This window comes from Nitrospira moscoviensis (assembly GCF_001273775.1).
Lineage (GTDB): Bacteria > Nitrospirota > Nitrospiria > Nitrospirales > Nitrospiraceae > Nitrospira_D > Nitrospira_D moscoviensis.
Genome location: NZ_CP011801.1, coordinates 1,154,815 through 1,174,013, shown reverse-complemented (window position 1 = coordinate 1,174,013; position 19,199 = coordinate 1,154,815). Strand labels below are relative to the sequence as shown.

The following is a 19,199-nucleotide window of genomic DNA, read 5'->3' as shown; positions in this document are numbered from 1 at the left end:
TCTCTACTTCCGAGAAGCCTTGGCGGCCACCCGTTGCGGCGGCGCGTCCTTCCGTTCGGCGTACCACCGTTCGAAGACTTTCCGCCCGAGAGGCGCCACGCGAACCTGCCCGATCTTTTCCGGCCAGACGCCCACGACTTGTCCGCCGGAGACTTTCTTGTCATGCAACATGGCTTTCCAAAGCCGGCTCGACGGCCATCGAGGCATGTCCACGCTCAGCCCGGCATCCTGCACAACGTCTCCAATTCTTTGCACGGTGGATCTATCACACATGCCTTGATAACACGCCAAGTCGGCTTCCTGAAAGAGCCCAATCCCAACCGCTTCCCCATGAATCAACGATCGATACCCGCCTAACGCTTCTAACGCATGTCCGATGGTATGCCCGTAGTTGAGTATCCGCCTCCGATCCCCCTCCCGCTCATCGGCCGCCACGACGCTCGCTTTGATCTCACAGGATCGTTTGATGATGGCGGCGACGCCGTCGGGTTGACGGACTCGTATGGCCGGCATCTCGCGCTCGAGGAATGAAAAAAACGGCTCGTCGGCGATAATCCCGTATTTGATGACCTCCGCAAGACCGGCGATCCATTCGCGCTCCGGCAATGTGCGCAACGTCATGGGGTCGATCCACACCGCCCGCGGCTGATAAAAGGCCCCGATAAGGTTCTTGCCGAGACGATGGTCCACGCCCGTTTTGCCCCCGACGCTGGAATCGACCTGCGCGACCAGCGTGGTCGGGATCTGTACAAAGGGAATGCCGCGTTGATAGATAGCGGCCGCAAACCCGGTAATATCGCCCACGACCCCTCCTCCAAGAGCCAGCAGCCATGAGCTCCGCTCGAAGCGGTGTGTCGCGAGCACGTCCAAAATGGACTGAACGGATGTGAGGGTTTTCGTACGTTCTCCCGGGGGCAGAGCGATCAGCACTGGTTCAAGGCGCTTCTTCGTCAGCGCCGCAATGACCTGTTTGGCGTAATGCCGCTTCACATGTCGGTCGGTCACGACACCGACCTTTCCTCGGACATCGAGATGCTCCAACCGCCCGGGAAGCCTCTCTAAAAGACCCGGTTCGATCACGATGTCGTAGCTTCTTTCGCCGAGTGAGACGGGAACGGTGGCCGAGCTTGTCATGCGAGGCATACGATAGCGGGATTGTTACCTTCGAAGGGAACGACAAAAGCGCGCAAATCGTAGCATAGGCTCGCCAAAACTGAAAGGAGCGATGTGGCATGCTTGCGAAGAGAGGACGTCGCGGGGAGGGTCCCGGCCAAGCAGATGGCGCTGTGGGGCTTCGCCCCACAGCGCCGTTCCCGTCGGCTCAAGAGGCCCTAAATCGGCCTCTACGCCTTCACGATGGTGGGCGTCAAGAAGATCAGCAGCTCTTGCTTTGACACGGATTCGGACTTGTTCTTGAACAGCCATCCGAGCACAGGAATGCGTGACAGGTACGGAACGCCTTGCACGTTGTTGTTCTGGGTGTCCACGAAGACGCCGCCGATGACCATCGTTTCTCCGTCGCGGACGATGACTTGCGTGGTGGCCTCACGGCGATCGATGCTCGGGCCGGCCGGATTGCTTCGCGCGCCGACCGCATTCCGTGTCGCGCGCACGCGAAGCAGGATGGTCTTGCCGATCTCTTTCGGATCCCGCGACGTGATTTGCGGGGTGACGTTCAACTCCAAATTGGCATCGACGAACGTCGTTTGTGTTCCCTGCAGCGAGGTCGTTTGGAACGGAATCGATTCACCCTGGGAGATCTTGGCTTCACGCTTATCCAGCGTCGTAATCTTCGGCGCGGCGATGACCTTGGTCAAGCCGAGCAACTCGCCGGCCGACAACCGCATATCGAGCGCGAACCCGTCGGCCAACTTACCGAAGGTCCAACCGATCGCCGGCACGGCCGGCAACCCGCCCACCTGAGCCGGAAGGTTAACCAGGAAGTCCCTGGTGATAGTTGCCGTGGTGGAGGCGCCAGCGCCCAGACCACTCGCCGCAGCGAATGGACCGGTGACATTGCCGACGAGGCTGAAACTGTTTGTCCCGAAATCCGAATTTTTGACGCCCCACTGAATACCCAATCCCCTGGCATAGACGGTATCCGCCTGGACAATGCGCGCTTCAATCTGCACCTGAGGGACTTCCAAATCGAGACCGTCGACTAACTGCTTCATCACCGCGAGCTTGGTTTCCGTCTCTCGAATAATGAGGGCATTGCTGCCTGGACTGACTTGCATCACGCCACGCGGGCTTAGATACTGACGCAAGGAAGTCATCAGTTCCTGAGCTTGAAGGTTCCTGATGTAGAACACCCGATCGACCAATTCTTCGGCCTTGGTCTTGGAGTCCTTTGCCCGGGCCTCTTCATCCTGCTGCTTGGCAATGTTCGCCAGCGTATCCACCCAGACGATCGTTCCTTGGCGGATCATGCCCAGGCCGTTCATCTTCAGCAGCATGTCCAGAGCCTGATCCCAGGGCACGCTGACCAACTTCATCGTGACCTTGGCCTTCACCCCTTCGCCGACCACGATATTGAAGCCGCTGACTTCTGCGATCAACCGGAGAATGTTCGTAATGTCGGCTTGCTGAAAGTCGAGCGAGATTCTCCGCCCGACGAACCGCGTTTGGCCGGCAACGATATCGTCCGGTCGGTTGTCTTTTTCAGGCGCACCCCCATCTGCCGCCATCTGAACCGGTTGCACTCGGAACCTGGATGAGGCCGGTCCGACGACTCTTGTCGCCCGCTGAACACCTGGCTGAAACAGCGCATGCTCCGGCCGCGTGCCGATGACCGCCGCCGGCCGGCCATCTCCACCGATTGTTTCCGACTCTGCCGGCTTCAGCGTGATGGAGAGCTCGCGACCAGCCTGACTCACCGAGTAGGCCGGGCGGTCGATGAGATCGAGAACCAGCCGGACCTTATCTGCATGGTGCCCCACACGAACTTTTCTCAAAAGCGGATGATGGGCGCGCACCACAGGGGTGCGGAGAGCAGAAGCGACCGCAAGAAGGTCAATCACCAGCCGATCATCATCAACCATCCTCGCCTCAGGGAACAACTTGCCGTCCCCCAGGACCACAACCGTGACCTGATTGCCCTCCGGTCGGACTTCGACTTGCGTGATGGTCTGGGCGGGCGCCTCCACCGGTGCGTTCGCGGCCTGCGCTGCTCCAAGCCCTCCCATCGCTCTCCGCTCATCGGGCGACGTGGTGACATCCGCCTGCGCGGTCAGCGCCATGCCAAGAAGACCGGCGATGCCAGCCAATCGGACGGTGGAAAGGAAGGGGTTGGCGCCGAACAATAGTGGTTTCATTCTGAGCCCTCTTTCGGATGAAGAAGCTTGACGTACTCACGCTCTTGCTTCTTGCCATAGATGTCAGTGAACCGTTCCTGCACGATGATCCCCCGCTCCGTGATCGCGCTCACCACACCGTTGTTTTGGCCGATCCTCGTCCCGCGCCGGACCGTATACCCGTGCCCCTCCGGCGTCTGAACCATGGCGGTGTATCCGTACGCTCCCCATACGATCGCAACGAGATTGAGCTCGGTCAGCGTGACGCGCTGGAGCGGAGGAAGATTGGGGTCGGCTTTGCCCGGTTGGAGCTCCTGTACCACCGGAGCAAACGGATCCCGCCGGCCTGACGGATCGTACCCCACCCCATTGCCACTACCGGGCATCATCAAATCCACGGGCGCCTGGGCGAGCGCATGATTCACGGGCACGTCGGAAGGTATCGGGCTTTCTCGTACGGCCTCCGGAACGGGCGCGACTCTGCTGATGGAGTCCTGACGCATCGGAGGACCGGCGAGAAGGGTGTCGGCCGTGACGGAAATCGTGCAGACAAGAGCGACAAGGATGATGCTCTTCCGGCCGGCTTTCGAGATGTGATGATACTCCCGCATACCCATTCGAACCCTCATTTACCGAGCTGTGCCGGCTTGGCTGCGGCAGGGACCGGTGCAGGCGCTGCCGGCTTTTCTTGCGGAGCGGCATACGCGACGAGATCAAAACTGGTCTGAGAGACGATGCGTCCCTGCTCAACCTTCGGATTTCCCATTTTGAGACCGGACACAGTGATAATGCGTGGGAGGCGGTTGATCCGGTCAAAGAACAACGCCGCCGTGTGGTAGACACCCGTCACCTCGACGTTGACCGGCATCTTCACAAAGAGCTTCGACGCATCTTCCGTTTGGGCGCCCGGCTTCCACAACTTGATATCCAAACCCAGTCTCACGCCCAGGTCGGACACTTGCTTGAGCAACATGATCGCTTCTTCTTCGGGCGGGAGCCGTTCTTTCTTCTTCGCCAGCTCGATTTCCAGCTGTTTGTTGGCCGCCACCAACTCATCGAGATGCTTCACCTTGATGGTCAAGGACTGAATTTCCCCGTCCAGCCTGGCATTATCGGCGCGCACCGCTTCGATGCTGGCGGCCTTTGGTTCCGCGATATAGAAATAAAACCCGGCGATCAAGACGCCCACGAGCAGCAGCAGTAGCGCGACCTTCTGGGCAGCCGGAACGTTACGGAGCGCATCCAGGTTGACAGCGGGCAGATCCATATTCACCCTTTCAACCGAAAAACCAGACGAAATTGGTATACATTGATCTTGTTTTCGACCGCCGCTTTGCTCTCTTGGAGATTGATGGCCGTAAAGTAATCGGTCCTGCGGAGGTTATTGACGAACTCGACGACGTCGTCGTTGGTCAACGCCTTCCCTTCCAGTTCGATGACGTCTGAAGCGATGCCGAGCTTGGTGAGCCATACTTTCAATGGCTCGAGGCTTTGGCTGACGTGGTCCAGGACCTTGACCGGACCGAGACGCGACTGTTCCAACTGATCGATGATCCGGTTCTTATCTTCCAGCAGCTTTTTTTTCTGTTCGAAATCCTGAACCTGTTTCACCTGCTCTTTTAGTTGAGCAACTTGCTTTTCCTTGTCGCGCTTCTCCTCTTGCTGGACTTCCAATTCACTGTCCAAGGACGCGGAATACCACCAACAGCCGGCCAGCGTGATGACGATCACGCCGATTCCGAGCAGAGCCTGCGCGCGGACATCGTACTGAGGCTTCGCCTTCTTGCCTTTCGGTCCGGGAAGGAGATTTATGCGGATCATCGATCACCTACCGCGCGCAGGGCCAACCCCACCCCAACCGCCGCCAACGGAGCCATATCGGCCAGCGTGTCTTGATCGAAGTCGCTGCCCGATGTGTCGATCTCGCCGAACGGATTCGCCAGCTCTACGGGCACCTGCATGCGATCCCCGAGTTGCTGCACCAGCCCTCGGATTCGCGCCACCCCGCCGCAGACCAATACCCGATCGAGATCGGCGTTGGAGGTCGATGTCTTAAAATAGTCGACCGTCCTCGCAATTTCCGATGCCACTTCCGCGTTCACGCTGTCGATGACGTTGGTCAACTGGGCGCCGCCGGCCTCATTGGCGCGCTCGCCTTTCTTGACTTCCTCGGCCTCTTCGTAGGACATCCCCATTTCCCGCTGGATCGCCTCGGTATACCGGTTTCCTCCCAGCGGGATATCGCGCGTGAACAGCGAGACCCCGCCGCGGATAATGTTGACGTTCATCACGCTCGCCCCGACGTTCACCAGCGCCGTCGTTTCTTCCTGCGCCATCGGGTAATTGACCGCGTGCATGTTTTCGATGGCAAACGCGTCGACATCCATCACCATCGGGATCAAGCCGGCGCCCTTCACGAGCTCCGTCAATTCGTTGATCTTGTCCTTCTTGGCGGCGACGAGAATGACCGACATATCGGTCTGGGCGTCGCCGGAAGGATCGGGAGGCAGCACGTGGAAATCGATGTTCACTTCATTGATGTCGAACGGAATATACTGCTCGGCGGCCAATCGAACCTGCCCCTCCAATTCATCATCCGGCATCGGCGGAAGGCTGATTTTCTTCACGATCACGGCATGGCCCGAGATGGAAATCGCGACATGCTTGTTCTTCACGTTTGACTCGTCGAACAATTCCCGGATCGCCGACACGACCCGGCCCTCGTCCATGACGGTGCCGTCGACGATGACTTCAGGCTCCAGCGGTTTCACGCCGAATTTCTGCAGAAAGTACCGCCCCTTGCTTTCCTTCAGCTGCACCAGTTTGATCGCGCTGGACCCAATGTCCAGCCCGACGAGCTGCCGCCGGGGCGTCAGCAGCGAGACGATGTCCGTTTCGAAGATATTTTTAAATGAAGTGAGCATCTCTATTCCCCGCCACTCTACACGACAAGCTTTCGCGCGCGAATAACTTTCTTGATTTCCTCCACGTTCTTCCTGGTATAGCGCCTCCAGTTTCTCCAATCGCGCGGCGGCCCGCTGATCAGCCCTTGGCGCTCCCACCGATAGAGCGTGGCCTTGGAAATATCGAACAGGCCGCACACTTCGTTCGTGTTGATGCCGTGTTCTCTATCGAGGCTATTACGCTTGTTCACGTTGAGAAATGACCTTAGGAAAGCAGACGCGATGGCATACAGGGGCAAGTATAGTCAATATGCTCAACCTGTCAAGGAAACCGTTGGAAGCGGAGGCGAGGCAGGAGGGCCGGCCGGAGCGAAGATTACGATTTCTGCAGATCGCGGTGCTTTACCACTACGTCGTAGCCCAGAGATGTCAGGCTTTCCTGCAATCGTCCGGCGATGGCCACCGAGCGATGCCGGCCTCCGGTGCATCCGACTGCAATGGTGAGATAGCTGCGTTGCTCTCGTTCGAACAAGGGGATCAAGAATTTGAAGAGCCCTTCGAGTTGCTGAATCAGCGCGATGGCGTCCGGATCCGTCAGCACGAACGTCCGGACTCGGGGGTCATCGCCGGGAAGGGGCTTCAGATCAGGCACAAAATAGGGATTTTTGAGGAATCGCACGTCGAACAGCAGATCGATGTCGTACGGGACCCCGTACTTGTACCCGAAGGTCAACAGCGAGATCGTCAGTTTCCTCGCGGTCGGCTCGCGACGGAACTGTTTCGTCAGGAGATCCCGCAGTTCATGCACCGTCAGATCGGACGTATCGATGATCCGATCGGCATGGCGCCGGAGCTCCGCGACGCGCTCTTTTTCAAATCGGACGCCTTCCAAGACGGGCAGGTGCGGCAGCAGCGGATGGGGCCGCCGCGATTCCGAAAAGCGCCTGACCAACACTTCTTCGCGTGCTTCGAGAAACAGCAGCTGCACCGAATGTCCCAGCCCTTTGACCCGTTCGAGAATGCCGACGAGATCCGAGAAGAACACGCGCTCCCTCACGTCGATGCCGAGCGCGACGTTCGAGATTTCGCCGTTTTGCTGGTTGCAGAGCTCCACGAAGGTCGGCAGCAGGGCGGGAGGAAGATTGTCGATGCAGAAATAACCGGCGTCTTCAAAGGCCTTCAGCGCATGGGACTTACCGGAGCCGGATAAACCGCTGATGATGACCAGACTAAGCCGCGCCATCCTGTATCAGCCTCAGCCTCGAGTCGATCGTCTGCAGCGGCATGGTGCGGAGCGCACCCACGCGAACACCGGTTTTCCGCCCCGCCTCAGCGGACAGATGGAACGCCTCGGCCGTCTTCGGCATACGGCTCCACAATGGCGAGTCGGCCGCCGCCCGTCCGCTGCACCACCTGCAGCCGGCCGTTTTCCGCGTTCACAAACACCATGAAGGGTTGGGCGGCTTCGGCCCGGAACTGTTTCTGAGCCTGTGCGAGCGAAAGCACCGGCACCGCCTGCCGTTCCACTGGCGAGGCATCGTCGTCCTGCCCCCACTTGGCGGGTGTACGCGCCGGCTGCCGGCTCTTCTTCATCTTGCCCGGCTTGTGATTCGCCAAGCGCTCTTTCCATTTTCTGAATTGCGCGTCCACGCGGTCGATCAGGGCGTCGATCGTCGCGTACATCTCGCGCGTCGCCGTCTTGGCCTGCACGCGCTTTCCGTTCACCGCGCCCACGACTTCCGCTTTGTGCTGCAGCTTCTCGACGCTCAGGACGACTTGCAGCGATCCAACTTTCAACCCGTACCGATCCAAACGCTCAAACCGTGACTCGATATAGTCCCGGAGCGCCGGGGTCATGTCCATATGTCGGCCCGTGATTCTCAACTTCATAGCATCTCCAAGTAGTCTGTGAGGGATAGCAACCGGCTTAGAAAAAGCGTTTACGTTGACTGGCGGAGGGGATATTCTCTTCCGCTCGATATTTGGCGACGGTCCGTCGGGCGATCAGCACCTGCTGCGTACGAAGGCGCGCGGCAATCTCCTCGTCTTTCAGCGGTCGCCGCGGGTCTTCCTCCGACACCATCTTGCGGATCATTTCCCGGACCGTGACGGACGACAACATATCGGACGGTTGATCCACCCGCTGAAGGCCGGCATTGAAGAAAAACTTCAGTTCCAACATGCCCTGCGGGCAATACATGTATTTGTTGGCGGTGACGCGGCTGATCGTGGACTCATGCATGCCGATGTCCTCGGCCACCTGTTTCAGCACCAGCGGTTTCAGGTATTGCACCCCGTGCTCGAAGAATTGCTCCTGGAACTTCACGATGCTGGAGACGACTTTCACAATGGTTTTATTGCGCTGCTCGATGCTGCGGATCACCCACTGGGCGGCCCGCAGCTTCTCATCCATGTAGGCTTTGGTTTCCGCCGTACCGCCCTGCCCCGACGCCATGAGCTGTTTGTAATAGGGGCTGATCCGCATGCGCGGCAGCCCGTCGTCGTTCAGCAGCACGACCCACTCCCCTTCGTTTTTCACCACGAAGACGTCGGGAACGATCACATAATTTTGCGTGTTCGTGAACGGGCGGCCCGGCTTCGGCTCAAGATCCTCGATGATCTTGGTCGCCTGAAAGACTTCTTCAACCGTGACGTTCAACGCCTTGGCGATCTTCGCATACTGCTTCTTTTCCAGATCCTTCAAATGGTGGAGCACAATCCCTTCCACCACCGATCCTTTGAGCGCGCCCGGACGGGAGCCGAGTGAGCCCATCGGATTCCGGCCGAGGTGCCCGAGCTGCAGCAACAGGCACTCCGGAAGATCGCGGGCCCCGACACCCGTGGGATCGAAGGTTTGAATGTCCTTGAGGACCGATTCGGCGTCCGCTTCCGTGAATTCTGTTCCGCTGACCACCTCCGCGAGCGGGATCCGGAGATAGCCGTCATCGTCGAGATTGCCGATGATCAGCCGCCCGATGGCTTTCTCGCGCTCCGACAAGCCGGACAGACAGAGTTGCCAGAGCAAATGTTCTTCGAGCGACGTCGCCTTCGCAACGGTTTGCTCGTACGACGGAAATTCATCCTGCGAAGACGACGGGTATTCCGAATCCCCCGCCCGGCGATCGCTGCCGAAATATTCTTCCCAGCCCGACGCCGAGAATTCTTCCGGCGATTCCCGCTCCTCCGGCGTGCCGGTCTCATCCGTCGTCTCCTGGGTCGAGGCGGCCGGGGCTTCTTCCACCTTCTCGTCCGTCGCCGTCGCTTCACCCTCTTCGACTTCCGTTTGCACTTCGTCCAGCAGCGGGTTATCGAGCAAATGCTGGGCCAGGCTTTGCTGCAGCTCGAGCCGGGAAAGCTGCAGCAGCTTGATGGCCTGCTGCAGTTGCGGCGTCATGATCAGCTTTTGGCTGAGCTTGAGATCCAGTCGCAGTTTCATGGCCGTGTTCCGCGAATTACAGCTTGAAGCGCTCTCCCAGATAGACCGCTCGCGCGGTTTCGCTCTTGACGATCGTCTCGGGCGACCCGGCTTCCAGGATCAGTCCTTCGTTGATGATATAGGCCCGATCGGTGATGGAGAGGGTTTCCTGCACATTATGATCCGTGATCAGGATGCCGATTCCTTTTTCTTTGAGTCTCGTGATGATCTGCTGAATGTCCGCCACGGCGATCGGATCGATGCCCGCAAAGGGTTCGTCCAGCAGCATGAAGGAAGGATCGGTGGCCAGCGCGCGGGTGATTTCCAGCCGCCTCCGCTCTCCGCCCGACAGGGCGTAGGCCATACTGGTTCGGATATGGAGCAGATCCAGTTCCTTGAGCAATTCGTCGGTTCGCCGGGCTCGTTCGTCGCGAGCATACCCCAGCATTTCCAGAATCGCCAAGACATTATGCTCGACCGAAAGCCTTCGAAACACCGAGGACTCCTGCGGCAGGTATCCGATGCCCTTGCGCGCCCGCTTGTACATCGGCAGCTCGGTGACCGACTCTCCGTTCAACGTGATCTCGCCTTCGTCGGGCTGGCACAGGCCGACCATCATGTCGAAAATCGTCGTCTTGCCGGCGCCGTTGGGGCCCAGCAAGCCGACCACTTCCCCCGCCCGGACTTCGATGGCCACGCCCTTGACGACCTTCCGCCCACGAAAGCTCTTCACCAGTCCGCTGGCCCTGAGGCACTCGGTCCGCGCCACCGAGCCCGCCGCGAGACCCGGCATGACTTCGGTTTGTATTCCCGGCGTCATGGGGCGGCCGTCTCCTCGTTTTCCATGCGCAGGTGAGAGCCTCCCTCGACCACGCTGCGGTCTTCCTTCAGATACATGGTGATCTTCCTGCCGCTCACGCGGGTGCCTTTTTCCCACGCCACCGGATTGTCGGTCAGCGTGATGATGTCCTCACCGGCGACATAGACGGCCTTCCCGCAGGTCGCGTTCCCGTTCTCTTTGACGATCTTGACGCGTCCCGTCGCTTCGATCTGGCTCATCGAGCGGTTGGAGACGGTCGGCATCGCATCGGCCCCCTTCGCCGGCGCAGGAGTCTTGGGCGCTTCACGGCCCTCCGGCGCACCTTTCGCCGTTTCGTTGTTGGAATGGAACAGCACGATCATTTTGTCGGAATAGACGACCAGTGTGCCCTTGGTCAGCACGACCGATCCTTCGAACACGGCTTGGCCGTCCTGATTACGCACCGTCATCTTCTTGGCCGTAATCGTCGTGGAGACAGGCGGTTCGTCCGCGCCCGGCTTGGCCAGCCCCGCGACAGCGCTTGGAGCAAGGGCAAAGACGGACAGCGCCAGGCTATGAAGAAGCAGGAGCCACATCCACATGAACATCCTCTAAGACCTCAAACTCTTCCGACTCCAGCCGGCCGAGCAGGCCCCGGCCGGTGACCGCCAAGCCGTTACCGACGATCCTGACCGGATCGTCCGTACGGATCTCGCGGGTCGCGTCGGTCCAGGCCAGGTGATTGGTATAAATGGTGTATCCGCTACTGGTGACAACCACAAGGGGATCCTGCCGATTCACCAGCGTGAAATTCTTGGTCGCCGTATCGAGCGTGCCTTCGTCGCCCGACACCGTCAACTCTTTCCCCTGCACCCCGTAGAGCGTGACGTCCACGGTACTGAGCAAGGCTTTTTTCTCCTGCTCAAACAGCCGGGCCGATTTGGCCTGGACCTGCCACTGGATTGCGTCGCCCTTGGTCTGCGTGAAGGAAAACTCGGAGATCTTGGCGTCGGCTCGCTCGAGTGATCCGGGCGCAGCCGGCCGGCTGGCGGGAGCGGAGTCTGCATTGACGAACAGCAAATAGCCGAGAAATGAAGCCAGCACGACACTTAGCGCGAGCAGGATACGCCTCGCAACGAGTTCCCACATTGGCGGAAAGGCTCCTCAAACAGACCGCACGATTGTCTGGCACGATCGTAGCATGCATGATGGGCCAAGTAAATGTCTCCGGCTCTAAAAACAACACGACTCCCACGCGTCGCCGCGTGGGAGTCGCTGGGGAAACCAAAGAGCACTGAAACGTCTTACGCCGATTTCCCGGAGCCGGATGGAGGTGGTACGGCAGGCGCCCCCGTCTTCTTGGAGGTGGAAGCATCCGCCCGGCTGACCAGCTCGATCGCGACCAGCTCGGCCGCGTCGCCGACCCGCCGCCGCGTCTTGACGATGCGGGTGTAGCCGCCCGGGCGGTCCTTGAACCGTCCCGCCACATCGCTGAACAACTTCGACACGACGGCTTTGCTGCGCAGGAACGTGAGCGCCCGGCGCCGCGCCGGCAAAGTGCCTTCCTTCCCGAGCGTGATCATGCGGTCGGTAAATCCCCGCACCTCTTTCGCCTTCGCCTCGGTCGTCTCGATGCGCTCGTGATCCAGCAGAGACGTGACAAGGCTCCGAAACAACGCCCATCGGTGTTTGGTTTGACGCCCGAGTTGTCGTCCTTTTTTTCTGTGTCGCACGGCGGCGTTTCCCCTTGGCTCGAAATTACTCCGACTTTGGGCTCCCGTTGGGCGAGGTCGTATCGATCTTCGTGCCGAGCGACAGCCCCATCTCCGACAGGATTTCCTTGATCTCGTTGAGAGACTTCTTTCCGAAGTTCTTGGTCTTCAACATCTCGCCTTCCGATTTTTGCACGAGATCCGCGATCGTCTTGATGTTCGCGTTCTTCAGGCAATTCGCGGCCCGCACCGAAAGCTCGAGCTCGTTCACGCTGCGGAAGAGATTTTTATTGATCTCGCGCTGCGATTCCTCGAAGCCCGCCTCGGTCTTACCCTCCGCGCGCTCTTCGGGATTGATGAAGATGTCGATGTGCTCACGGAGGATTCCAGCGGCCGTCGACAACGCGTCGCGCGGGCTGATCGTCGCGTCCGTCCAGATCTCCATCGTCAGCTTGTCATAATCCGTCATGCGGCCGACCCGCGCGTTCTCGACATGGAAATTCACCCGCTTGATCGGCGAAAAGATGGAGTCGATGGCGATCACGCCGATCGGCAGGCCCTCTTCCTTGTTCCGCTCGGCCGGCACATAGCCGCGGCCGTGCTTGACGGTCATTTCAATGTCCAACGACGCATCCTTGTCCAGCGTCGCGATATGCAGGTCCGGCGTGAGAATCGTGACGTCGGCGTCGTGGACGATGTCGGACCCTTTGGCTTCTCCCGGCCCCTTTTTCTTCAAGCGGATCGTCTTGGGCTTGTCCGTGTGCAGCGCCAGCCTCAGCGTCTTGATATTGAGGATGATGGCCGTCACGTCTTCCGTGACCCCGGGAATCGTCGAAAACTCGTGCAACACTCCTTCGATCTTCACCGTGGTGACGGCGGCCCCGGTGAGAGACGACAGCAGCACACGCCGCAGGGCGTTTCCGATGGTGGTGCCGAACCCGCGCTCGAACGCCTCGGTGGTGAATCTGCCGAATGTTGGGGAAAGAGTATCCTTGTCGACTTCCACCCGCATTGGGACCTGAAAGTCTTTCATCGCTTTGATCATGACTCCCCCTTCATTACCATCGAGTGATTGTCACCTGATAGAACAGATCCGGCTGGTTCCCGCGCTCTATCAGACCAATGACTATCGGCTGTACAATTCCACGACCATCTGCTCGTTGACCGGCAGAGCGATGTGCTCCTTCGCCGGCAAGGCGCGGACGGTGCCCTTGAACGCGCCCTTGTCCAATTCCAGCCACTCGGGAACCCCGCGGCCGTCGACCGCCTCCAGAGCCGACTGGATCGCGACCAGGTTGCGGCTCCGCTCCCGCACCTCGATCACATCGCCGGCTTTGACCAATGCGCCGGCGACGGTGATTTTCTTGCCGTTCAGGGTCAGATGGCCGTGGCTCACGATCTGCCGCGCCTGTTTCCGTGACGCGGCGAAGCCCAGCCGATAGGCGACGTTATCCAGACGGCATTCCAGCAGGCGCAACAACGCATCGCCGGTGACGCCGGACTGCCGCTCGGCCCGTTCGAAGACGCTGCGGAATTGCCGTTCCTGCAAGCCGTAGATGCGCCGCAGCTTTTGCTTCTCGCGCAATTGTAAGCTGTAATCCGACGTCCGAGGCCTCCCTTGACCGTGCTGGCCGGGCGGATAGCTGCGCCGTTCGATGGCACATTTTTCCGTCATGCAGCGGGAACCCTTCAAGAATAATTTTTCACCTTCACGCCGGCACAACCGGCAGACAGGACCGCGATACTTTGCCACTGCTTCCTCCTCGTTCGTCGTGAATCGTTGATCGTTATTCGTTAAACGTCGTCCGATTCACGATTCACGTTTAACGTTCTTCCTACACGCGTCTCCGTTTGGGCGGCCGGCACCCATTGTGCGGGATCGGCGTCACGTCGCGGATCAGATTGATGCGCAGCCCGGCCGCTTGCAGCGACCGGATGGCTGATTCGCGGCCGGACCCGGGACCGTTCACATAGACGTCGATCTGCCGCATTCCGCTTTCCATCGCCTTGCGGGCGGCGGCTTCACCGGCGCGCTGAGCGGCGAACGGCGTGCTCTTCCTCGATCCCTTGAACCCCTGGTTCCCGGCGCTCGCCCATACGACGGTATTGCCGCTCATGTCCGTAATGGTGACGATCGTGTTGTTGAAGGACGCCTGCACATGCGCGACGCCGCTCTGCACAATCCGCCGTTCTTTCTTCTTGCCCTTTTTGACGCTCATGCGAACTCCTTCATGCCGCGTTCAACAGTCATGCGCCCGCCTTCACGCCCGCGGGCCTCGGCTTGCTGCCGACGCCCGCACGGCGGCCTTTTCGCGTTCTGGCGTTGGTCTTCGTGCGCTGCCCGCGCACCGGCAACCCCTTACGGTGGCGCAGGCCGCGGTACGTGCCGGTATCGATCAGCCGCTTGATGTTGAGCGACACTTCTTTGCGAAGGTCGCCTTCGACCCGGTAATCCCGTTCGATGATCTCGCGGAGCTTGACGATTTTGTCCTCGCTGAGATCCTTCACGCGGACGGATCCGTCGACGCCCGCCGCTTTCAGAATCTCCCGGGCGGCGGCCCGCCCGATACCATAGATGTACGTCAAGCCGATGTCGGCCCGCTTCTCCCTCGGCAAATCCACGCCCGCAATACGTGCCATACATATCTCCTTACAAACGTGACGAGTGCCGAGTGACAAGCGACGAGCGTGTAGCGATTCCCTCTTGCACGTGACTCGTCACTGGTCACCCGTCACTGTTTTCTACCCCTGCCGTTGCTTGTGTCGGGGATTGTCGCACAGAATACGGACGACGCCTCGCCGACGAACGACCTTGCACTTCGCACAAATGGGCTTGACGGATGATTTCACTTTCATAAGTCTTACACGCTCCCACTACTTAAAACGATAGGTAATGCGGCCCCTGGTCAAATCATACGGGGACATCTCCACCGTCACCTTGTCGCCGGGAAGGATCCGAATGAAGTGCATCCGCATCTTGCCGGAAATATGCGCCAGGATCATATGGCCGTTGTCGAGCTTCACCCGAAACATGGCGTTCGGCAAGGTCTCCGACACGGTGCCCTGTACCTCGATAACGTCTTCTTTCGCCACGTACTCCCGGTCCTTTTGATTACCGAGCGACCGCCGCCCGTTGGCTCAACACCCGCGCCGGGCCGGCCGGCTGAATCGCGATCGTATGTTCGAAGTGCGCGGACCAACTGCCGTCCGCCGTCACCGCCGTCCACCGATCCTCGAGCACCCGCACGGCGCTGCCGCCCATATTGACCATCGGCTCGATGGCGAGCACCATACCCGGCTGCAACCGCGGGCCCTGCCCGGGCTTGCCGTAGTTCGGGACCTGCGGCTCTTCGTGCAACTGCCGCCCGATCCCGTGCCCGACAAACTCGGTCACGACGGAGTAGCCGGCGGCTTCCACGTGGCGCTGGATCGCGTGCGAAATATCGGTCAACCGACGGCCGACGACCGCTTCTTTGATGCCCAGATACAGCGCCTCTTCGGTCACTCGCACCAACCGGGCGACCTGGTCATCCACATCACCGACGGGCACCGTCACGGCGGAGTCGCCGTAGAAGCCCCCGACGATGGCGCCGAGGTCCAGTCCGATGATATCCCCGTCCTTCAGCTTCCGCTTCGACGGGATCCCATGCACGACCTGTTCGTTCACCGACGCGCACAGGGTCTTCGGATAACTGCGGTACCCCTTGAACGCCGCCGCGGCGCCTCTGGCTCGAATCGCCTCTTCCGCGATGCGGTCCAGTTCGTCCGTCGTGATCCCCGCCCGCACTTCCTTGGCCACGATCTCCAGCGCCTCCGCCACAACCCGGGATGCCTGGGCCATGACTTCGATCTCGGCAGGCGTCTTGAGAATGATCATGCCATCTGCGCTGTCGCCAACATCTTCGTCAGATTGCGATATACCTCATCGACCGATCCTTCGGCCGGCAGATGCGACAACAGGTGTTTCTGCTCGTAGTACTCGATCAAGGGAGCCGTCTGCTCCTCATACACTTTCAAACGCGTTTCGATGGCCTCCGGCTGATCGTCGCTCCGCTGCACCAGCCGCTCGCCGCAACGATCGCAGGCGCCGTCGTGCTTCGGCGGCGCGAACTCCACGTGAAACGTCGCCTGGCATTTCGGGCAACTGCGCCGTCCGCTGAGCCGCTCCACGATCGCCTCGCGGGACACTCGAAAGTTCACCACGCGGTCCAGCGCGATGCTCCGCTCGCTCAACACCCGGCTTAAGGCCTCCGCTTGCGGCACCGTTCGCGGGAACCCGTCCAGCACGAAGCCCTTCGCGTAGCTGGGATCGGCCAATTTGTCACGCACCAGACCGATGACCACGGAATCCGGAACCAGCTTGCCTTGATCCATATAGCTTTTCGCTTCGAGTCCCAGCGGCGTCTGATTGCGCACCGCTTCCCGCAGCAAATCCCCCGTCGAGATCTTCTTCGCACCGTACTGGACCGCCAGTCGGTCCGCCTGCGTGCCCTTCCCGACGCCGGGAGCTCCGAGAAACACCAGCCGCATGTCAGCCGCTTCTCCCGCGCAACGGGGCCATGCCTTTGCCCAGGAAGCCCTCGTAGTTCCGCATCAGCATATGGGACTCGATCTGCTGGGCCGTATCGAGGCCGACCCCGATCACGATCAAGAGCGAGGTGCCGCCGAAATAAAACGGCACATTGAGCTTATAGATCAAAAACTCCGGAATCACGCACACGATCGCCAGATAGATCGCCCCGGCAAACGTGATCCGCGTCAACACATTATAGATATAGTCCGAGGTCCGCTGCCCGGGCCTGATGCCCGGGATAAACCCTCCGTACTTCTTCATATTGTCCGCCATGTCCACCGGATTCAGGACCACGGCGGTATAGAAAAAGCAGAAGAAAATGATCAGGCCGACGTACATCAGGGTATAGAGCAGCGACCCGGGCGCCAACTGCGCGCCGATGGCCTTGACCCACGGCGTCTCGAAAAACCCGGCGATCGTCGCGGGAAACGCGATGATCGACGAGGCGAAGATCGGCGGAATCACGCCGGCCGTATTGATTTTCAACGGAATATGCGTGCTCTGTCCTCCATAGACGCGCCGTCCGATCACGCGCTTCGCATACTGCACCGGAATCTTGCGCCGCCCGCTCTCCAGAAAGACGATCGCCGCCACGACCGCCACCATCAGCGCCGCCAAGGCGACCAGCAGGACGATGCTCAGTTGCCCGACCTTATAGAGGTCGAACGTCTGCGCGACGGCGGCCGGCAAGCGCGCCACGATGCCGGCGAAAATGATGAGCGAGATGCCGTTGCCGATTCCGCGCTCGGTGATCTGTTCACCGAGCCACATCAGGAAGCCCGTGCCGGCCGTGAGCGTGATCACCGTCATGAGACGGAACCCCCACCCGCCGCTCAGCACGAACGCGCCCTGATTCATCTGTTCCAGCCCGATCGCGATGCCGAATCCTTGAATGAGCGCGATGCCGATCGTGCCGAAACGGGTGTACTGGATGATCTTCTTGCGCCCGCGCTCCCCTTCCTTCGCCAGCTTCGACAGGTGCGGAATGACGACCGTCAAGAGCTGCAGAATGATCGACGCGCTGATATAGGGCATGATGCCCAGCGCGAAGATCGTCAGCCGGGACAGCGATCCGCCGGAAAAAATATCCAAAAATCCCAGCAGCGCCCCGCCCTGCTTCTGCAAAAAATCGGACAGCGCGTCGCCGTTGATGCCGGGGGTCGGGATATGGGCCCCGACCCGGTAGACAACCAGCATCCCGAGCGTGAACAAGACGCGGGTCCGCAGCTCCGGGATCTTGAAGATGTTCTGAAAACTGGTCAGGAGCCGCTCAAACACCGCCGATGACCTCGACTCTCCCTCCAGCTGCCTGAATCTTCGCTTCGGCCGATTTGCTGAACTTATGCGCTTGGATCACGAGCGGCTTGTGGAGCTCCCCCGTGCCGAGAATCTTGATCGGAAGGTGCTTGCGCTTCACCAACCCCGCATCGACCAATGCCTGGGGCGTGATCGTCCCGGCTCCGGTCCACTGCTCGAAACTCTTCACATTCACGATGGCATATTCGGTCCGGAAGGGGTTCGCAAACCCGTACTTCGGCAGACGCCGGATCAACGGCATTTGTCCGCCCTCGAAGCCGGGGCGCTTGCCGCCGCCCGACCGCGCCAGCAAGCCCTTATGGCCCTTCGTCGCCGTCTTCCCGTGCCCGGACCCGGGTCCTCGTCCGATACGTTTCCGCCGCCTTTTTGCGCCTCTCGCCGGCGTCAAATCATGCAAATTCATGGTGTCCCCACTTCAAGCAGATACCCGACCTTCTGGATCATCCCGCGGACCTGCGGCGTGTCGGGATGCACGGCCGTCTGCCTGATATGCCGCAACCCCAACCCCCGCAGCACCAGACGATGCCGCTCCGGAGTGCCGATCGGACTGCGCCGCAAAGTGACCCGAATGCCGGGCGCGCCCGCCTTGGTGGTCTTCGTCGACTTCGCCGCAGCCATGGTTACACCGCCGCCCTTTCCTGCCGCTCGACGCCCGTCTGGCGCCGCAAGCGCAAGACTTCGTCCGGATTTCTCAATTGCGTCAACCCGTCCAACGTGGCCCGCACCGTGTTGAAGGGATTGCCGCGCCCCAACGTCTTGGCGATCACGTTGTGCGCGCCGACCAATTCCACCACCGCGCGCACGGCGCCGCCCGCGATGATGCCCGTGCCGTCCACCGCCGGCTTCAGCAACACGTGCTCCCCGCCGAACAACCCATGGACCTCGTGCGGGATCGACCCGCCCTTGAGCGGCACGTGCACCAGATGCTTCTTGGCTTGTTCCACCGCCTTGGAAATGGCGACGGGGACCTCGGCGGCTTTACCCTTGCCGATGCCGACCCACCCATGGCCGTCGCCGACCACGACCAAGGCGCAGAAGTTAAACCGCTTACCGCCTTTCACCACTTTCGCCACGCGGTTGATGAAGACGACCTTGTCTTTCAAGCTCAGTTCATCTGGATTGACTCGCACGCGTTCACTCCCTTGGGTCGTAGGTTGAGGTTACGGCTTAGGCTCAGGAGACGTCGG

The 19,199-nt window shown here is 60.3% G+C and carries 26 protein-coding genes; all 26 read right to left on the bottom strand.

Translation table 11 applies throughout. From position 1 onward, the window contains the following. Nucleotides 1-3: 3 nt before the first annotated feature. The 26 genes from aroB to rpsE all read right to left on the bottom strand — a co-directional run bounded on the left by aroB (nucleotide 4) and on the right by rpsE (nucleotide 19,142). Nucleotides 4-1,143 (bottom strand): 3-dehydroquinate synthase, encoded by a 1,140-nt coding sequence (aroB, locus tag NITMOv2_RS05800; protein WP_238590475.1) that lies wholly within the window; start codon nucleotides 1,141-1,143, stop codon nucleotides 4-6. Between the two features lie 200 nt (nucleotides 1,144-1,343). Continuing rightward, complete coding sequence (locus tag NITMOv2_RS05795; RefSeq protein ID WP_083447780.1) at nucleotides 1,344-3,314, bottom strand: type IV pilus secretin PilQ; 1,971 nt, start codon at nucleotides 3,312-3,314, stop codon at nucleotides 1,344-1,346. Continuing rightward, a complete protein-coding gene (locus NITMOv2_RS05790) occupies nucleotides 3,311-3,910 on the bottom strand; it encodes a pilus assembly protein PilP (RefSeq protein WP_053378974.1) in 600 nt (199 codons plus the stop codon). Before NITMOv2_RS05790 ends, NITMOv2_RS05795 begins: the two co-directional genes overlap by 4 nt. 8 nt (nucleotides 3,911-3,918) lie before the next feature. After that, entirely contained in the window at nucleotides 3,919-4,560 is a 642-nt protein-coding gene (locus tag NITMOv2_RS05785) for a type IV pilus inner membrane component PilO (RefSeq protein ID WP_053378973.1), read from the bottom strand. A gap of 2 nt (nucleotides 4,561-4,562) precedes the next feature. After that, nucleotides 4,563-5,114 (bottom strand): PilN domain-containing protein, encoded by a 552-nt coding sequence (locus tag NITMOv2_RS05780; RefSeq protein ID WP_053378972.1) that lies wholly within the window; start codon nucleotides 5,112-5,114, stop codon nucleotides 4,563-4,565. Beyond that, a complete protein-coding gene (gene pilM, locus NITMOv2_RS05775; RefSeq protein ID WP_083447778.1) occupies nucleotides 5,111-6,217 on the bottom strand; it encodes a type IV pilus assembly protein PilM in 1,107 nt (368 codons plus the stop codon). Before pilM ends, NITMOv2_RS05780 begins: the two co-directional genes overlap by 4 nt. A 17-nt stretch (nucleotides 6,218-6,234) precedes the next feature. After that, entirely contained in the window at nucleotides 6,235-6,447 is a 213-nt protein-coding gene (locus NITMOv2_RS22525) for a MerR family transcriptional regulator (protein WP_187299371.1), read from the bottom strand. A gap of 125 nt (nucleotides 6,448-6,572) precedes the next feature. Beyond that, the gene (gene rapZ, locus NITMOv2_RS05770; RefSeq protein WP_053378971.1) at nucleotides 6,573-7,439 is read right to left on the bottom strand and encodes an RNase adapter RapZ; all 867 of its coding nucleotides are present in this window, start codon (nucleotides 7,437-7,439) and stop codon (nucleotides 6,573-6,575) included. Nucleotides 7,440-7,525: 86 nt separating this feature from the next. Continuing rightward, nucleotides 7,526-8,086, bottom strand: a complete 561-nt coding sequence (hpf, locus tag NITMOv2_RS05765) for a ribosome hibernation-promoting factor, HPF/YfiA family (protein ID WP_053378970.1) — start codon at nucleotides 8,084-8,086, stop codon at nucleotides 7,526-7,528. Nucleotides 8,087-8,123: 37 nt separating this feature from the next. Next, nucleotides 8,124-9,632 (bottom strand): RNA polymerase factor sigma-54, encoded by a 1,509-nt coding sequence (gene rpoN / locus NITMOv2_RS05760; RefSeq protein WP_053378969.1) that lies wholly within the window; start codon nucleotides 9,630-9,632, stop codon nucleotides 8,124-8,126. Nucleotides 9,633-9,648: 16 nt separating this feature from the next. Next, a complete protein-coding gene (lptB, locus tag NITMOv2_RS05755; RefSeq protein WP_053382005.1) occupies nucleotides 9,649-10,404 on the bottom strand; it encodes an LPS export ABC transporter ATP-binding protein in 756 nt (251 codons plus the stop codon). 23 nt (nucleotides 10,405-10,427) lie between these two features. Further along, nucleotides 10,428-11,012, bottom strand: coding sequence for an LptA/OstA family protein (locus NITMOv2_RS05750; RefSeq protein ID WP_187299370.1), 585 nt, complete (start codon nucleotides 11,010-11,012; stop codon nucleotides 10,428-10,430). Continuing rightward, nucleotides 10,984-11,559 (bottom strand): LPS export ABC transporter periplasmic protein LptC, encoded by a 576-nt coding sequence (gene lptC / locus NITMOv2_RS05745; RefSeq protein WP_053378967.1) that lies wholly within the window; start codon nucleotides 11,557-11,559, stop codon nucleotides 10,984-10,986. The genes NITMOv2_RS05750 and lptC overlap by 29 nt, the downstream gene beginning before the upstream one ends. A 155-nt stretch (nucleotides 11,560-11,714) precedes the next feature. Further along, nucleotides 11,715-12,143 carry a 50S ribosomal protein L17 gene (rplQ, locus tag NITMOv2_RS05740; RefSeq protein WP_083447775.1) on the bottom strand — a complete coding sequence of 143 codons (429 nt, stop codon included), beginning with the start codon at nucleotides 12,141-12,143 and terminating at the stop codon, nucleotides 11,715-11,717. A 25-nt stretch (nucleotides 12,144-12,168) separates the two neighbouring features. Then, nucleotides 12,169-13,167 carry a DNA-directed RNA polymerase subunit alpha gene (locus tag NITMOv2_RS05735; protein WP_053378966.1) on the bottom strand — a complete coding sequence of 333 codons (999 nt, stop codon included), beginning with the start codon at nucleotides 13,165-13,167 and terminating at the stop codon, nucleotides 12,169-12,171. Between the two features lie 81 nt (nucleotides 13,168-13,248). Beyond that, a complete protein-coding gene (gene rpsD / locus NITMOv2_RS05730) occupies nucleotides 13,249-13,875 on the bottom strand; it encodes a 30S ribosomal protein S4 (protein WP_053378965.1) in 627 nt (208 codons plus the stop codon). A gap of 82 nt (nucleotides 13,876-13,957) precedes the next feature. Further along, nucleotides 13,958-14,341, bottom strand: coding sequence for a 30S ribosomal protein S11 (gene rpsK / locus NITMOv2_RS05725; protein WP_053378964.1), 384 nt, complete (start codon nucleotides 14,339-14,341; stop codon nucleotides 13,958-13,960). A gap of 28 nt (nucleotides 14,342-14,369) precedes the next feature. After that, nucleotides 14,370-14,762 carry a 30S ribosomal protein S13 gene (gene rpsM / locus NITMOv2_RS05720; RefSeq protein ID WP_053378963.1) on the bottom strand — a complete coding sequence of 131 codons (393 nt, stop codon included), beginning with the start codon at nucleotides 14,760-14,762 and terminating at the stop codon, nucleotides 14,370-14,372. A 102-nt stretch (nucleotides 14,763-14,864) separates the two neighbouring features. Beyond that, complete coding sequence (rpmJ, locus tag NITMOv2_RS22520; RefSeq protein ID WP_083447774.1) at nucleotides 14,865-14,978, bottom strand: 50S ribosomal protein L36; 114 nt, start codon at nucleotides 14,976-14,978, stop codon at nucleotides 14,865-14,867. An 18-nt stretch (nucleotides 14,979-14,996) separates the two neighbouring features. Next, on the bottom strand, nucleotides 14,997-15,215 hold the full coding sequence (gene infA / locus NITMOv2_RS05715; RefSeq protein WP_053378962.1) for a translation initiation factor IF-1: 219 nt from the start codon (nucleotides 15,213-15,215) through the stop codon (nucleotides 14,997-14,999). 19 nt (nucleotides 15,216-15,234) lie between these two features. Beyond that, nucleotides 15,235-15,999, bottom strand: coding sequence for a type I methionyl aminopeptidase (gene map / locus NITMOv2_RS05710; protein ID WP_053378961.1), 765 nt, complete (start codon nucleotides 15,997-15,999; stop codon nucleotides 15,235-15,237). Continuing rightward, complete coding sequence (locus NITMOv2_RS05705; protein ID WP_053378960.1) at nucleotides 15,996-16,652, bottom strand: adenylate kinase; 657 nt, start codon at nucleotides 16,650-16,652, stop codon at nucleotides 15,996-15,998. Before NITMOv2_RS05705 ends, map begins: the two co-directional genes overlap by 4 nt. Nucleotide 16,653: 1 nt before the next feature. Continuing rightward, on the bottom strand, nucleotides 16,654-17,973 hold the full coding sequence (gene secY, locus NITMOv2_RS05700) for a preprotein translocase subunit SecY (protein WP_083447773.1): 1,320 nt from the start codon (nucleotides 17,971-17,973) through the stop codon (nucleotides 16,654-16,656). Continuing rightward, a complete protein-coding gene (gene rplO / locus NITMOv2_RS05695) occupies nucleotides 17,966-18,415 on the bottom strand; it encodes a 50S ribosomal protein L15 (protein ID WP_053378959.1) in 450 nt (149 codons plus the stop codon). The genes secY and rplO overlap by 8 nt, the downstream gene beginning before the upstream one ends. After that, entirely contained in the window at nucleotides 18,412-18,630 is a 219-nt protein-coding gene (gene rpmD, locus NITMOv2_RS05690; protein WP_053378958.1) for a 50S ribosomal protein L30, read from the bottom strand. Before rpmD ends, rplO begins: the two co-directional genes overlap by 4 nt. Nucleotides 18,631-18,632: 2 nt before the next feature. Then, nucleotides 18,633-19,142 carry a 30S ribosomal protein S5 gene (rpsE, locus tag NITMOv2_RS05685; protein WP_053378957.1) on the bottom strand — a complete coding sequence of 170 codons (510 nt, stop codon included), beginning with the start codon at nucleotides 19,140-19,142 and terminating at the stop codon, nucleotides 18,633-18,635. Nucleotides 19,143-19,199 lie beyond the last annotated feature (57 nt).

Bases quoted from the DNA above. Each gene is read 5' to 3' on its own strand.
- rpmD (WP_053378958.1), bottom strand. From the start codon at position 18,630: ATGGCTGCGGCGAAGTCGACGAAGACCACCAAGGCGGGCGCGCCCGGC.
- rpmJ (WP_083447774.1), bottom strand. From the start codon at position 14,978: ATGAAAGTGAAATCATCCGTCAAGCCCATTTGTGCGAAGTGCAAGGTC.
- NITMOv2_RS05705 (WP_053378960.1), bottom strand. From the start codon at position 16,652: ATGCGGCTGGTGTTTCTCGGAGCTCCCGGCGTCGGGAAGGGCACGCAG.
- lptC (WP_053378967.1), bottom strand. From the start codon at position 11,559: ATGTGGGAACTCGTTGCGAGGCGTATCCTGCTCGCGCTAAGTGTCGTG.
- NITMOv2_RS05780 (WP_053378972.1), bottom strand. From the start codon at position 5,114: ATGATCCGCATAAATCTCCTTCCCGGACCGAAAGGCAAGAAGGCGAAG.
- hpf (WP_053378970.1), bottom strand. From the start codon at position 8,086: ATGAAGTTGAGAATCACGGGCCGACATATGGACATGACCCCGGCGCTC.
- NITMOv2_RS05795 (WP_083447780.1), bottom strand. From the start codon at position 3,314: ATGAAACCACTATTGTTCGGCGCCAACCCCTTCCTTTCCACCGTCCGA.
- lptB (WP_053382005.1), bottom strand. From the start codon at position 10,404: ATGCCGGGTCTCGCGGCGGGCTCGGTGGCGCGGACCGAGTGCCTCAGG.
- rpsK (WP_053378964.1), bottom strand. From the start codon at position 14,341: ATGAGCGTCAAAAAGGGCAAGAAGAAAGAACGGCGGATTGTGCAGAGC.
- aroB (WP_238590475.1), bottom strand. From the start codon at position 1,143: ATGCCTCGCATGACAAGCTCGGCCACCGTTCCCGTCTCACTCGGCGAA.
- map (WP_053378961.1), bottom strand. From the start codon at position 15,999: ATGATCATTCTCAAGACGCCTGCCGAGATCGAAGTCATGGCCCAGGCA.
- NITMOv2_RS05785 (WP_053378973.1), bottom strand. From the start codon at position 4,560: ATGGATCTGCCCGCTGTCAACCTGGATGCGCTCCGTAACGTTCCGGCT.
- rpoN (WP_053378969.1), bottom strand. From the start codon at position 9,632: ATGAAACTGCGACTGGATCTCAAGCTCAGCCAAAAGCTGATCATGACG.
- rplO (WP_053378959.1), bottom strand. From the start codon at position 18,415: ATGAATTTGCATGATTTGACGCCGGCGAGAGGCGCAAAAAGGCGGCGG.
- NITMOv2_RS05750 (WP_187299370.1), bottom strand. From the start codon at position 11,012: ATGTGGATGTGGCTCCTGCTTCTTCATAGCCTGGCGCTGTCCGTCTTT.
- pilM (WP_083447778.1), bottom strand. From the start codon at position 6,217: ATGCTCACTTCATTTAAAAATATCTTCGAAACGGACATCGTCTCGCTG.
- rapZ (WP_053378971.1), bottom strand. From the start codon at position 7,439: ATGGCGCGGCTTAGTCTGGTCATCATCAGCGGTTTATCCGGCTCCGGT.
- rpsM (WP_053378963.1), bottom strand. From the start codon at position 14,762: ATGGCACGTATTGCGGGCGTGGATTTGCCGAGGGAGAAGCGGGCCGAC.
- NITMOv2_RS05790 (WP_053378974.1), bottom strand. From the start codon at position 3,910: ATGGGTATGCGGGAGTATCATCACATCTCGAAAGCCGGCCGGAAGAGC.
- NITMOv2_RS05735 (WP_053378966.1), bottom strand. From the start codon at position 13,167: ATGATCAAAGCGATGAAAGACTTTCAGGTCCCAATGCGGGTGGAAGTC.